General features: G+C 67.8%; 13 protein-coding genes. 4 read left to right on the top strand and 9 right to left on the bottom strand.

All coding sequences use genetic code 11. The features are described 5' to 3' along the window. The first annotated feature begins 1 nt into the window (after position 1). Together HPC46_RS15900 and HPC46_RS15895 are read left to right on the top strand one after the other, a co-directional pair. Positions 2-676 carry a methyltransferase family protein gene (locus HPC46_RS15900; protein WP_179471484.1) on the top strand — a complete coding sequence of 225 codons (675 nt, stop codon included), beginning with the start codon at positions 2-4 and terminating at the stop codon, positions 674-676. A 10-nt stretch (positions 677-686) separates the two neighbouring features. Then, a complete protein-coding gene (locus HPC46_RS15895; RefSeq protein WP_179471482.1) occupies positions 687-1,283 on the top strand; it encodes a DUF4126 domain-containing protein in 597 nt (198 codons plus the stop codon). Here the strand turns inward: HPC46_RS15895 and glgC are convergent. Further along, entirely contained in the window at positions 1,280-2,494 is a 1,215-nt protein-coding gene (glgC, locus tag HPC46_RS15890; RefSeq protein ID WP_005146978.1) for a glucose-1-phosphate adenylyltransferase, read from the bottom strand. The genes HPC46_RS15895 and glgC overlap by 4 nt on opposite strands. A gap of 270 nt (positions 2,495-2,764) precedes the next feature. Between glgC and glgA the strand changes: the two genes are divergently transcribed. Beyond that, positions 2,765-3,928 (top strand): glycogen synthase, encoded by a 1,164-nt coding sequence (gene glgA, locus HPC46_RS15885; protein WP_179471480.1) that lies wholly within the window; start codon positions 2,765-2,767, stop codon positions 3,926-3,928. A 56-nt stretch (positions 3,929-3,984) separates the two neighbouring features. On the opposite strand, the gene HPC46_RS15880 is transcribed toward glgA, so the two are convergent. The 7 genes from HPC46_RS15880 to HPC46_RS15850 form a co-directional block, all read right to left on the bottom strand. Beyond that, complete coding sequence (locus HPC46_RS15880) at positions 3,985-4,152, bottom strand: DUF3117 domain-containing protein (RefSeq protein WP_005059648.1); 168 nt, start codon at positions 4,150-4,152, stop codon at positions 3,985-3,987. A 168-nt stretch (positions 4,153-4,320) separates the two neighbouring features. Further along, positions 4,321-4,881, bottom strand: a complete 561-nt coding sequence (locus tag HPC46_RS15875) for a DNA-3-methyladenine glycosylase I (protein WP_179471478.1) — start codon at positions 4,879-4,881, stop codon at positions 4,321-4,323. Then, positions 4,878-5,228, bottom strand: coding sequence for a DivIVA domain-containing protein (locus HPC46_RS15870; RefSeq protein ID WP_005146983.1), 351 nt, complete (start codon positions 5,226-5,228; stop codon positions 4,878-4,880). The genes HPC46_RS15875 and HPC46_RS15870 overlap by 4 nt, the downstream gene beginning before the upstream one ends. Positions 5,229-5,323: 95 nt before the next feature. Continuing rightward, on the bottom strand, positions 5,324-6,259 hold the full coding sequence (locus tag HPC46_RS15865) for a glucosyl-3-phosphoglycerate synthase (protein WP_179471476.1): 936 nt from the start codon (positions 6,257-6,259) through the stop codon (positions 5,324-5,326). Continuing rightward, positions 6,256-7,131 (bottom strand): dihydropteroate synthase, encoded by an 876-nt coding sequence (folP, locus tag HPC46_RS15860; RefSeq protein ID WP_179471474.1) that lies wholly within the window; start codon positions 7,129-7,131, stop codon positions 6,256-6,258. The genes HPC46_RS15865 and folP overlap by 4 nt, the downstream gene beginning before the upstream one ends. 47 nt (positions 7,132-7,178) lie before the next feature. Continuing rightward, the gene (fadD6, locus tag HPC46_RS15855) at positions 7,179-8,978 is read right to left on the bottom strand and encodes a long-chain-acyl-CoA synthetase FadD6 (RefSeq protein WP_179471472.1); all 1,800 of its coding nucleotides are present in this window, start codon (positions 8,976-8,978) and stop codon (positions 7,179-7,181) included. 57 nt (positions 8,979-9,035) lie between these two features. Further along, positions 9,036-9,605, bottom strand: a complete 570-nt coding sequence (locus HPC46_RS15850) for a cytokinin riboside 5'-monophosphate phosphoribohydrolase (protein ID WP_179471470.1) — start codon at positions 9,603-9,605, stop codon at positions 9,036-9,038. Positions 9,606-9,677: 72 nt separating this feature from the next. Here HPC46_RS15850 and HPC46_RS15845 point away from each other — a divergent pair, with 72 nt between their 5' ends. Next, the gene (locus HPC46_RS15845; RefSeq protein ID WP_179471468.1) at positions 9,678-11,765 is read left to right on the top strand and encodes an ATP-binding protein; all 2,088 of its coding nucleotides are present in this window, start codon (positions 9,678-9,680) and stop codon (positions 11,763-11,765) included. Here HPC46_RS15845 and dapE read toward each other — a convergent pair. Continuing rightward, the gene (gene dapE / locus HPC46_RS15840; RefSeq protein WP_179471466.1) at positions 11,750-12,826 is read right to left on the bottom strand and encodes a succinyl-diaminopimelate desuccinylase; all 1,077 of its coding nucleotides are present in this window, start codon (positions 12,824-12,826) and stop codon (positions 11,750-11,752) included. The two genes, HPC46_RS15845 and dapE, sit on opposite strands and share 16 nt — an antisense overlap. Positions 12,827-12,873 lie beyond the last annotated feature (47 nt).

The raw sequence follows: 12,873 nt of genomic DNA, 5'->3' as shown, positions 1-12,873 counted from the left end.
AATGAGCCTCCTGCTTCGAATCGTGATCTCGTCGGTGCTCGGCATCGTCGCCTTCGCCTTTCTTCTGTTCGTCCCCGCCGGCACCCTCGACTACTGGCAGGGCTGGACGTTGCTGGCAGTGTTCACCGCAATGAGCTTGGCGCCGACCATGTTCTTGAACCGCGTCGACCCCGCAGCCATCGAGCGCCGCACCCATGCCGGCGTGAAGGCCGAGACTCGCCCCACCCAAAAAGTCGTGATCGCAGGAACATTCGTCGTATTCGGGGCGATGCTCGTGGTGCCGGCGCTGGACTACCGATTCGGCTGGTCGCATGTTCCGGGTTGGCTGTCGGTGGTCGGCGACGTGATGGTGGCCGCCGGGTTGGGCCTGGCGATGCTGGTAGTCTTCCAAAACCGTTATGCCTCAGCCAATATCACCGTCGAGGATGGCCAACCTCTGGTCAGCACCGGACTGTACGGCATCGTGCGCCACCCGATGTACTTCGGAAACACGATCCTGATGATCGGGATCGTACTCGCACTCGGCTCGTACTGGTCACTGCTGCTCGTCCCCATCGGTCTGGCGCTCATGGTCGTGCGGATCATCGACGAAGAGAAGCTGTTGCGCGCCGAACTGGACGGCTACGAGCAATACACTCAGAAAGTGCGCTACCGCCTGGTGCCGCTGATCTGGTGAGGAGGCCCGCGTGGAGCTGATGACGGGTTTCGGCTTGGCCACCGCCGCCGGGCTCAACGCCTACATCCCGCTGCTGGCGATGGGTCTGCTGAGCCGGTTCACCGACCTGATCACGCTGCCGCACGGATGGTCGTGGCTGGAGAACGGCTGGGTGATCACGATTGTCGCGGTACTGCTGGCGGTCGAGATCGTCGCCGACAAGGTCCCGGCGCTCGATTCCGTCAACGACGTGGTGCAGACCTTCGTCCGCCCGACCGCCGGTGGGATCGTGTTCGGTTCGGGCACTGCCGCCCAGACCACCGCCGTCACCGATCCCGGTGATTTCGCCCGGACCGGACAGTGGGTGCCGATCGCGATCGGTGTCGTCACGGCGTTGATCGTCCACCTGACGAAGACGACGGTGCGCCCCGCGGCCAATGTGGCCACCGCCGGCGTCGCGGCACCGGTGCTGAGCACGCTCGAGGACATCGCCAGTGTCGCTCTGGTGTTCATCGCGATCCTGATTCCCGCGCTGGTTCTGCTGGCCCTGATCGCGCTGGTGTGGGCGGCCGTCGCGCTGTGGCGACGGCGACGGCGCCGCAAGGCACAGACCTCGGGGCTCGGTTAGATCCAGACGCCCTTGCCGACGGCCACCACGCCGCCGGAGCTCAGCGCAAACCGTTCGCGGTCCTTCTCCAGATCGACACCGACCATTTCGCCGGGGCCGACGACGACGTTCTTGTCCAGGATCGCGTGGCGGACCACCGCGCCGCGGCCTACCCGCACCCCGGGCATCAGCACGCTGCCTTCGACGATCGCGCCGTCCTCGATCACGACATTGCTCGACAACACCGAATTGCGTACCGACGCCGCCGAGATGATGCTCCCGGCACCAACCACCGACTCTTGCGCGGAGCCGCCGTTGACGAACTTGGCCGGCGCCAGGTTCTCCGACTCGCCGCGGATCGGCCAGCGCTTGTTGTAGAGGTTGAACACCGGATGAACGGACACCAGATCCATGTGTGCGTCGTAGAACGCGTCCAGCGTTCCGACGTCGCGCCAGTAGCCGTGGTCGCGTTCGGTGGCGCCGGGCACCTCGTTGTTGCTGAAGTCGTAGACCGCGGCCATGCCGTCGCCAACCAGACGCGGGATGATGTCGCCGCCCATGTCGTGATCGGAGTTGTCGTCGTCGGCGTCGGCGCGGATGGCGTCGATGAGCACCTTGGTGGTGAAGATGTAATTGCCCATCGACACGAAGGTCTGCTCCGGGTCGTCCGGCGTGCCCGGCGGATCGGCCGGCTTCTCGATGAACTCGCGGATGCGGCCGGACTCGTCGGCGTCGATACAGCCGAACGCGTGCGCCTCGGCGCGGGGCACCCGGATACCGGCCACCGTCGCGCCGGCGCCGCTCTCGATGTGGAACTTGACCATCTGCTCGGGGTCCATCCGGTACACGTGGTCGGCGCCGAAAACCACGATGTAGTCCGGATCCTCGTCGTAGATGAGGTTCAGCGACTGGTAGATCGCGTCGGCCGAACCCGTGTACCAGCGCGGCCCGAGGCGCTGCTGGGCGGGAACGGGGGTGATGTATTCGCCGGCCAGACCGCTCAATCGCCAGTTCTGCGAGATGTGCCGGTCCAGGGAATGCGACTTGTACTGCGTGAGCACACAGATCCGCAAGTAGCGCGCGTTGACCAGATTCGACAGCACGAAATCGATCAGCCGGTACGCACCGCCGAAGGGAACCGCGGGCTTCGCGCGGTCCGCGGTCAGCGGATACAGTCGCTTGCCCTCTCCGCCGGCCAGGACAATTCCCAGCACGTGTGGCAATTCCCTCATGCTGCAAACCTAATGGCACGGGCTACAGACGGCTAGGCCATCACGACTATTGCAGGTCGCTGTGTCGCCGCAGCAACGACTTTGGCGGTTGCGCGCGGGCGACGTTGACCCACAAGGTCAGGGCGAGCGAAGCGACGGGAAAGAGGTCGGGGCGAGCGAAGCGACGGGAAGGAAGTCGGGGCGAGCGAAGCGACGGGAAGGAAGTCGGGGCGAGCGAAGCGACGGGAGAAGAGGATGCGCCGCCGGGCCGGTGCTACTACCGTCGGGCCTATGCGGGTGGCGATGATGACTCGGGAATATCCACCCGAGGTTTACGGCGGGGCAGGCGTACACGTGACGGAACTCGTCGCACAGTTGCGCCGCCTCTGCGACGTCGACGTGCACTGCATGGGGGCGCCGCGCGCGGGGGCGTTCGTCCACCAACCTGACCCCGCGCTCAAGGGCGCCAACCCGGCGCTGTCGACGCTGTCGGCCGATCTGGTGATGACCAACGCCGCCGCCGAGGCGACGGTGGTGCACTCCCACACCTGGTACACCGGCATGGCCGGCCACCTCGCCGCACTGCTGTACGGTGTGCCACACATACTGACCGCGCACTCCCTGGAACCGCTGCGGCCGTGGAAGGCCGAGCAGCTCGGCGGCGGCTACCGGGTGTCGCTGTGGGTGGAGCGCACCGCGATCGAAGCCGCCGACGCGGTGATCGCGGTCAGTTCGGGTATGCGCGAGGACGTGCTGTCGGTTTATCCGGCGCTGGATCCCAACCGCGTTCACGTGGTGAAGAACGGAATCGACACCAGCGTCTGGTATCCGGCTCCCCCGGAGCGCGGCGAATCGGTGCTCGCCGAGCTCGGAGTCGACCCCTCTCGGCCGATGGTGGCGTTCGTCGGGCGGATCACCCGGCAAAAAGGTGTGCCGCACCTGATCGCGGCCGCGCATCGCTTCGACCCGGAAATCCAGCTGGTGCTGTGCGCCGGCGCGCCGGACACCCCGGAGATCGCCGCCGAGGTCAGCGCGGCCGTACAGGAGCTGGCGAGCGCGCGCAGCGGCGTGTTCTGGGTTCAGGAATTCCTGCCGATCGGCAAGATCCGGGAAATCCTCTCAGCGGCAACCGCTTTCATCTGTCCATCGGTGTACGAGCCGCTGGGGATCGTGAACCTGGAGGCGATGGCGTGCGGTACGGCCGTGGTCGCCTCCGATGTCGGGGGCATACCCGAGGTGGTCGCCGACGGCGCGACGGGGACTTTGGTGCACTACGAGGCGAGCGACCCGGCCGGCTTCGAGGCCGGTCTGGCCGAAGCCGTCAACGCGCTGGTGGGCGATCCGGAGAAGGCCCGTCGTTTCGGGGCCGCCGGACGGCAACGCTGTATCGACGAGTTCTCCTGGGCACACATCGCCGAGCAGACGCTGGAGATTTACCGCAAAGTGTCGGCGTAGACCGACAGGCAAACCGAAACCCCGCGCGCCCACGCGGGGTTTCCAGGGTGGATCAGTTAGCTGGTGACATTCTTGAGTTCGTCCCCCAGGGCGGCGGCCTCATCGGGTGTCAACTCGACGACGAGCCGTCCACCGCCCTCCAGCGGTACCCGCATCACGATGCCGCGCCCCTCCTTGGTTGCTTCCAGCGGACCGTCACCAGTCCGGGGCTTCATCGCCGCCATCGAGTGCTCCCTCCAGATTCGAGCCGGCCCGCATTCGCGGACACGATCGGATGCCGGTTACATGGCTGGTGCGTCCGGCACTTAACTGAACTGCTTGTTTTCGATTCTATTGTTCCTTATTGGCGGGCATGGGTGTGAAAGACCCAAATCAGGGCGCTCGATTTGTGCTCACGCGGCCGGAACCCAGCACGATGCGAGGTGGTCGTCGACCATCCCGGTGGCCTGCATCAGCGCGTAAGCCGTGGTGGGGCCGACGAACCTGAAGCCGCGCTTTTTGAGGTCCTTGGCCATGGCCTGGGACTCCGGGGTGATCGCGGGTACGTCAGCCAGCGTTGTGGGCCTCGGGCGCGGCGGCGGGGCGTAGGACCACAGCAGATCGGACAGGTCGACGTCCAAGTCCGCGACCGCCCTGGCGTTGGCGATGGTGGCTTCGATCTTGGCGCGGTTGCGCACGATCCCCTCGTCGGCCATCAGCCGGGCGACATCGCGCTCGGTGTACCGGGCGATCTTCTCGATGTCGAACCCACCGAATGCCTTCCGGAAGTTGTCCCGTTTGCGCAGGATGATCAGCCAGGACAGGCCGCTCTGGAACGCTTCGAGGCTCATCCGCTCGAACAGCGGCACCTGGCCGCGCAATACCCGGCCCCATTCCTGGTCGTGGTAGTCGCGGTAGAGCACCGACTGCCCCTGCGCCCACCCGCACCGGATCCGGCCGTCGTCGTCGGTCACGCCGGCTCCTCGTCGAAACCGGGAGCAGCGTGGTGGGTGGCCACCGGCTCGTCGAGCCCGGCGGCGGCGCGCACCGTGGCGAGCTCACCGCGCAGCTGGTCCAGCTCGGCGCCGAGGCGGTCGAGCACCCAATCCACCTCGCTGGTCTTGTAGCCGCGCAGCACCTGGGTGAACTTCACGGCCTCGACATCCGCGCCGGTGACCCCGGAGGCCGGCAGCACCGTCGCCGTCGTCGCACGGGGCAGCGGGGGAAGGTTCTCGCCGCGCCCGAAGATCAGGCTGGCCACCCCGAACAGGACGACGCCGATCAGGATCAGTACCGCCAGGTACAGCAGGATCAAGGTCACGCCACGAGACTACTTCGCGCCGAGATCGACGTTTTGCACGTCTGCACTCGAATTTGCGCTGCCAAATGTCGGTTTGCCCGGGGGAACCGGCGCAATCAGCGCAGGGTGTTCATCGGCGGGCGGTCGGCCAGCGAGACCGACGTGGTCTTCGGCAGATACCCGTCGAGGCCGTCGGGCAGGAATTGGGTCAGGCCGATACCGGAGTCGGTGATGCCGCAGCGCGACAGCAGCGTGGCGATGACCTGGCGGCTCATCGCCCCCAGCTCGATCAGCGGCCGATTGCGGTGGCTGCGCACACCCAGGTTGACCTGGGCGATCGCCCCCAGCCCCAGCCGGTCATAGGTGTCGACCAACAGACCGATCTCCACGCCGTAGCCCGGCGCGAACGGCACCGACGTCAGCAGCTCGCGAGTGCCGGCATATTCGCCGCCCAGCGGCTGCAGCACACAGCCGAGTTCGGGTCGCAGCGCGGCCAGCAGGGGGCGCGCGACCAGCTCGGTGACCCGGCCACCGCCATTGGCGTCTTCGCCCTTGCCCACCTTCAGCGGGCGCCGGTAGAAGCCCTTGACCAGGTGGATCCCCTCGCCGGTGAGCAACGGGCCGACCAGCCGCGGCACGAACATCGGATCGGGGTCGATCAGGTCGGAGTCGACGAACACGATGATGTCACCGCTGGTGGCGGCCAGTGAGCGCCACAGCACCTCACCCTTACCGGGCTGCGGCTCGACCTCGGGCACCGCCTGCTCGCGGGTGACCACCCGGGCGCCGGCGGCGATGGCTTCGATCTCGGTGTCGTCGGTGGAGCCGGAGTCCAGCACGATCAGCTCGTCGACCAGGCTGCCCAACAGTGGTCGGACACTGTCCACCACCGAACCGACCGTCTCCTCCTCGTTGAGCGCAGGCAGGACGACGGAGATGGTGCGGCCGCGCTTGGCGGCCACGAGTTCTGCGACGGTCCAGGTCGGCCGGCTCCAGCTGTGGTCGGACAGCCAGGTATCGCCGGGAAGTGTGTCATTGGCCAGTTCGGTCATGCCAGGCCCCTCACCGTCCGCGCCGGCGGACGCTCCCCACGGATCGACGCGACCATTTCCAGTACGCGCCGAGTGGGTCCCACCTCGTGCACCCGGAACATCCGGGCTCCGTCGGCGGCGGCCAGTGCGGTCGCTGCCAGCGTGCCCTCGAGTCGTTGTGTGAGCTCCACACCCAAAGTCTCCCCGACGAAATCTTTGTTGCTGAGTGCCATCAGGACCGGCCACCCGGTCTTAACAAGATCTTTTACGTGGCGCAACAAAGTAAGGCCGTGATAAGTGTTTTTGCCGAAATCGTGAGTGGGATCGATCAGAATCGCGTCTCTCGCGACCCCGAGCGAGACCGCTCGTTCGGCGGCGGCAGTCACCTCGGCGATAACGTCGTCGACCACACCGGTCACAGTGGTCCCATAGTTGACGCGAAAGGGCCGGGTCCGCGGCTGGGCGCCGCCGGTGTGCGAACACACCAGCCCGGCCCCGAATTCGGCCGCGACCTCGGGTAATGCCGGGTCGGCGCCGGCCCAGGTGTCGTTGATCAGGTCAGCTCCGACCGCACAGGCCTGTTTGGCCACCGCCGACCGCCAGGTGTCGACGCTGATCAGCTGGTCGGGGTATTCGGCACGCAGCCATTCGATGAAAGGCACCACGCGGGCGATCTCTTCGTCGGCGTCGACCAGGGTCCCCGGGCCGGCCTTGACTCCCCCGACGTCGACGACATCGGCGCCCTCGGCGACGACGCGGTGCGCGGCGTCCTTTGCTGCTTCGTCGGTGAAGGTCGCGCCGCGGTCGTAGAACGAGTCGGGCGTGCGGTTGACGATCGCCATGATCAGCGCGCGATCACCGGCCACCGGCCGTCCGCAGAACGTCGACTCCACCCCTCCATGGTGCCTGGTGGCGCCGAGATCGACGAAATGTAGGGGGCTCAGCCCTTGGGGCGCGAGCCGGCGGCGACTTCCTTCGGGTACTCCGGATAGAACGGCACGTAGCCCTCTTCCTTGCCGGCCAGCACGTACAGCGGGTCCTCGATCTCCGCGCCGTCTCCGCCGTAGGCCTGCTTGCGCAGGTCGACCTTGCGGCTCTTGAACGTCGACGTGGTCTCCAGCGACTCGACGATCCGGATGAACAGCGGCACGGCGTAGCTGGGCAGGTTGCCGTAGACGGTCTGCGCCAGCGCCTTGCCGTCGAACTCGACACCGTCGCGCAGCTTGATCGCCGCCATGCCGGCCCGCCCACCGGTGTCGGGCACCTCCACGCCGAACACCGTCGACTCCTCGACGCTCTTGTCCTGACCGAGCGCCCCCTCGACCTGAGTGGTGGCGACGTTCTCGCCCTTCCACCGGAAGGTGTCGCCGAGCCGGTCGGCGAAGGCCGCATGACCCATCCCCTGCGGGTTCATCACGTCACCGGTGTTGAACCAGACATCGCCGTCCTTGAAGGCGTTGCGGACCAACTTTTTTTCGCTGGCTTCGGAGTCGGTGTAGCCGTCGAAGGGCGACAGCTTGTTCACCGGGCTGATCAGCAGGCCGGGCTCGCCCGGCGCCACCTTGCGGACCCGACCGTTCTCGTCGCGGGCCGGCTCGCCGGTCTCGGCGTCGTACTCGACGTAGGCCAGCGGCGTCGGGCTGATGCCGGTGCTCTTGGGGATGTTGAAGATGTTGATGAAAGCGGCGTTGCCCTCGCTGGCTGCGTAGAACTCGGCGACCCGGCCGATATTGAACCGCTTGGTGAACTCGTCCCAGATTTCCGGGCGCAGGCCGTTGCCGGCGATGACGCGGATCTTGTGGGCGCGGTCGGTGGCCTTGGCCGGCTGGTTCAGCAGATAGCGGCACACCTCGCCGATGTAGATGAAGGCGGTGGCCTCCATATCGATGACCTCGTCCCAGAACCGCGACGCCGAGAACGACTTGCCCAGTGCCAGTGTGCCGCCCGCATTGATCACCGACGAGAGCGCGACCGTCAGCGCGTTGTTGTGGTAGAGCGGCAGCGGGCAGTACAGCGTGTCATCGCCCTTGAGTCGAAGACCCAGGCCGCCAAAGGCTCCCAGCGCACGCAGCCACCGATGGTGCGTCATCACGCTGGCCTTGGGATGTCCCGTGGTGCCCGAGGTGAAGATGTAGAAGGCGGTGTCCTTGGCGCGTACTTCCGAGGCCGACGCGGGATTGCCCGTGGGCTTGCCCTCGGCCTGCTCGACGAGTTCTTCGACCGTCATCAACTGCGCGATCTCGGCGCCGCTTTCCTTGATCGGGTCGATCAGGTCGGATTCGGCGATCACCACCGTCGCTTTGAGCAGACCGATGCTGTGCGACAACACATCTGAACGCTGGTGGTAGTTCAGCATGCCGGCGACGGCGCCGCACTTGACGGCGGCCAGCATCATCAGGACCGCGTTGGGCGAGTTCCGCATCATGATGCCGACGACGTCACCGCGGCGAACTCCCTTGTCGGCCAACACCGCCGCGAACCTGTTCGCCGTCTCGTTGGCTTCGGAGTAGGTGAGCTTCTCGTCGCCGAAGCGGATGAACACGCGGTCGCCGTAGCGCGCGGCGCGGTCGGCGAACACCTTGCCGATCGAGGTCTTCGACGTCGGCAGCGCCAGGAATCCGGTCACCACGCCGCGCAGGATCACCGGAGCGTCCGCGATCACCGATGGCAGCCGCGTCGCAACGTCGAGCAGCCCCACCGACTTCCGTGCCCCTGACTCGTCGGAATCGCTACTGGTCATTCGGCGCCCTACCTCCACCTATCTCGCCCATCCCGCGGTCAGCCTAGCCCCGAACCGCTACCGCCCGGCCGCACAGACCTCGATGGCCGATTCGACATCGCCCACGACCACCAACCGATCCAGCGCGGCCCGCGCGACATATCCAGTCTCGACCAGCGAGTCCAGCCAGGTGCGCAGTCCGTCATAGTGGCCGGCGGGATCGAGCAGCACCACCGGCTTCGCATGCATACCCAGGTACCCCGCGGTCCAGGTTTCGAAAAGTTCCTCCAGCGTGCCGATCCCGCCGGGCAGTGCGATGAAGGCGTCGCTGCGGTCCTCCATGACTTGTTTGCGCTGCCGCATGGTGTCGGTGACGATCAGCTCGTCGGCTTCGACATCGGCCAGCTCGCGATGCACCAGCGCTTTGGGGATGACGCCGACGGTTCGCCCGCCGTGGGACCGAGCCCCTTCGGCCACCGCACCCATCGCCGAGACGTTGCCGCCGCCGGACACCAGCGTCCAGCCGCGATCGGCGATCGCTTCGCCCACCTGGCGCGCGAGGTCGAGCAGCTCAGGGTGGCGCGGGCCGGACGCGCAATACACGCAGACGGCCCACTCCTCGTCGCGGTTCTCGGATCCCGGATGCACTGGGCAAACCTAACGCAGCCGAATTCTGCGCTATTGCCCTGCCGGTGCGCGGCCGGCAAATAAAGTCCGGCTATGCCGATTCGGTGGCCGCTCGCGCCTCGCCAGTCCCTCGACAGCGCGATCGAACTGCTGGCGGCCCACAGCGGCGTGGCCATCCTGGGTGCCGACGGGACCGGTAAGACGACGCTGGCCGAGCAGATCGCCGACCGGCTCGGTGAGAAGAATCCGGTGCGGGTGATCGCCACCGCGACGCAGGCCGCCGTGCCGTTCGGGGCGTTCGGCTCGCTGGTGGAGGTCACCGAGGTCGGCAAGCCGGCCGCACTGATCCGCTCGGCGCTGGATTCCCTACTGGCCCAAGCAGACAGCACCCTGATCGTCGTCGACGACGCCCATCTGCTCGACCCGCTCTCGGCCACACTGGTGTACCAGTTGGCCCGCGAGGCGCCGGGCCGGCTGGTCGTGACGGTCCGGACGGGTGGACCGCTGTCGTCGGGAGCCCTGCCGTCGGCAGTGGCCGCGCTGCCCTCGGCAGTATCGGCACTGTGGGACGACGGGCTGCTGGCCCGCCTGGAGATCGGCCCGCTGGACGAGGCCGAGACCCGGGCCGTGCTGAGCGCACTGGACGAGCCGCGCGAGGACGCCTACCAGCGCAGCGGCGGCAACCCGCTTGAGCTGCGGATGCTGATGCAGACCCGCTCGGCGGCAACCTCCCTGGAGGCACTCGTCGACGCGTACGTCGCCGGGCTGCCGTCCCCGGCGCGTACGGCGCTGACCTATCTGGCGGTGCACGAGCCGCTGTCACAGGTCGACCTGTCCGCACTGGCCGGTGGCGACGCCGTCGATCAGGCCCAAATCACCGGGGCGGCAGTTCTTTTCGGGTCGATGGTCTATGCGGGTCATCCGTTGTTCATCGAGCGGCTGGCCAGGGCCGCCGATCCGGCCGACGTGCGCCGGCTACGCACCGAGGTCGTCACACAGCTGGACACCCGGCCGTGCCGCGACCTGGCCGACCTGCTGGGCCGGGCGGTGCTGGCCACCGACAGCGACGCCCCCGAGCCCGTCGACGATGTGGTGGCCGCGGCCCAGCAGGCGCTGCGGCTGGGCGATCTGAGGGTCGCCGAACGGCTCGCCGATTCGGCACTGCAGCGCTGCGAGCGGTTCGATGCGCGGCTGGCGCTGAGTTACGCGCTGGCCTGGCAGGGCCGGGGCCGCGAAGCCGATTCGGTGTTGGGCGCCGTGGATGCCGAGGCGCTGACCGAGGCGCAGCTGATGGCGTGGGCGTTGCCACGGGCGGCCAACCAGTTCTGGATGCTCTCGGAACCCGAACGCGCCACGGCATTCCTGCAGAACACCCGCAAACGGATCAGCACGGCGGCCGACCGCCTGACGCTGGATGCACTGTCGGCGACATTCGCCATGAACGCCGGCAACCTGGCGCGGTCGGTTCAGATCGCCGCCGAGGTGCTGGCCGCCCCGGAGGCAGAGGACATGGCGGTGGCGTGGGCGGCGAGCGCGGCGGCACTGTGTTCGGCGCGGATGGGCCGCTTCGATCAGGTCGGCGCGCTGGTGGATCGAGCGCTGGGCGCCGAGCATCCCGGGCTGCTGCGGTTCACTGTCGGCCTGGCGCAGACGACGACGCTGCTGATGACTGGGCAGCCGGAGAGGGCGCACGAAACCGCCAGGCAATTCACCGATTTCGCCGAACTGGCCCAGCCCGGCCGGTCGATCGGTGAGGTGTTGATGGCCCAGGTGCTGATCGCACAGGGCGATCCGGCGGGTGCGGCGCGGCTGCTGGGCCCGGCGGCGGCGACGCTGGAGCGAACCGGTTATTCGTGGGGACCGCTGTCGCTGATGTACCTGGCGAGCGCGCTGGCCCAGCAGGGCGAGATCGCCGAGTCGGCGAAGGCGCTCAGCCGCGCCGAGTCCAAACACGGCACCAAGTCGGCCTTGTTCGCCCCCGAGCTGGGGGTGGCGCGGGCCTGGCAGCTGGCGGCGATGGAGGACACCGATGCGTCGATCGACGCCGTGCGGGAGGCCGCTCGCGGTGCCGAGCGCAGCGGCCAGCTGGGAGTGGCGCTGTGGGCATGGAACGAGGCGGTCCGGCTGGGCGATACCCGCGCCGCCGCTGAAGTGGAGAGGGCCCGTCAGGCCGTCAGGTAGCGGCGCAGCGTATCGGCGACGGCGGTGATCTGCGCGAGTGCCACCCGTTCGTCGCGTGTGTGCGCCAGGTTCGGGTCGCCGGGCCCGTAGTTCACGGCGGGGATGCCCAGCGCGGCGAACCGGGCGACGTCGGTCCAGCCGAATTTGGCACGCACCATCCCGTCGGCAGCGGCCACCAGCGCCGCCGCCGCGGGGTGATGCAGCCCCGGCAGCGCGCCCGCGGCCGCGTCGGTCTGCTCCAGATGCACGTCGAGCCCGTCGAACACCTCGCGCACGTGGGCCAGCGCGGTCTCCGGTGAGCGGTCCGGGGCAAACCGGAAGTTGACGGTCAGTTCGGCCGCGTCGGGGATGACGTTGCCGGCCACCCCGCCGGAGATCTTCACCGCCGACAGCCCTTCGCGGTACGTGCAGCCGTCGATGTCGACCATGCGGGCGTCATACGCTTCGAGCCGGTCCAGCACGGCACCGAGTTTGTGAATAGCGTTGTCGCCCAACCATGATCGCGCCGAGTGCGCGCGAGTGCCGGCGGCGGAGATGACCACCCGCAGGGTGCCCTGGCAGCCCGCCTCGATGTAGCCGCCGGACGGTTCACCCAGGATCGCGACGTCAGCGGCCAACCAGTCCGGCAGCTCCCGTTCGATGCGGTTCAGGCCATTGGCCGAGGCTTCGATCTCCTCGCAGTCGTACATGATCAGGGTGATGTCGTGGGCCGGCTCGGCGATCGTGGCGGCCAGGTGCAGGAACACCGCGTCACCGGATTTCATGTCCGATGTGCCGCAGCCGAACAGGTGGTCGCCCTCGAACCGGGACGGTACGTTGTCGGCGATCGGGACGGTGTCCAGATGGCCGGCCAGCACCACGCGCGACGGCAGGCCGAAGTTCGTGCGGGCCAGCACCGCGTGACCGTTGCGGACGATCTCGTAGCCTTTCGCCTGCGCCCGCAGCGCGGCTTCCACCTCGTCGGCGATCCTGGCCTCGTCGCGCGACACACTCGGAATGTCGACGAGCGCGGCAGTCAGCGCGATCGGGTCTGCGCTCAGGTCTAGTGAAGTGTCCGGCACAACTTCCCAGGCTAGCGGGCGGCACCAATGTATTACCGTGGAGCACC

Origin of the sequence: Mycolicibacterium vinylchloridicum (genome assembly GCF_013404075.1) — a bacterium.
In the GTDB taxonomy this organism is placed as follows: Bacteria; Actinomycetota; Actinomycetes; order Mycobacteriales; family Mycobacteriaceae; genus Mycobacterium; species Mycobacterium vinylchloridicum.
The sequence above is the reverse complement of the archived record's forward strand: the minus strand, read 5'-3'. Positions and strand labels throughout refer to the sequence as shown.

Coding starts and splice junctions, on each gene's coding strand:
- HPC46_RS15900 (WP_179471484.1), top strand. CDS start 2: ATGAGCCTCCTGCTTCGAATCGTGATCTCGTCGGTGCTCGGCATCGTC.
- glgC (WP_005146978.1), bottom strand. CDS start 2,494: ATGAGGGAATTGCCACACGTGCTGGGAATTGTCCTGGCCGGCGGAGAG.
- glgA (WP_179471480.1), top strand. CDS start 2,765: ATGCGGGTGGCGATGATGACTCGGGAATATCCACCCGAGGTTTACGGC.
- HPC46_RS15880 (WP_005059648.1), bottom strand. CDS start 4,152: ATGGCGGCGATGAAGCCCCGGACTGGTGACGGTCCGCTGGAAGCAACC.
- HPC46_RS15865 (WP_179471476.1), bottom strand. CDS start 6,259: ATGACCGAACTGGCCAATGACACACTTCCCGGCGATACCTGGCTGTCC.
- fadD6 (WP_179471472.1), bottom strand. CDS start 8,978: ATGACCAGTAGCGATTCCGACGAGTCAGGGGCACGGAAGTCGGTGGGG.
- HPC46_RS15845 (WP_179471468.1), top strand. CDS start 9,678: ATGCCGATTCGGTGGCCGCTCGCGCCTCGCCAGTCCCTCGACAGCGCG.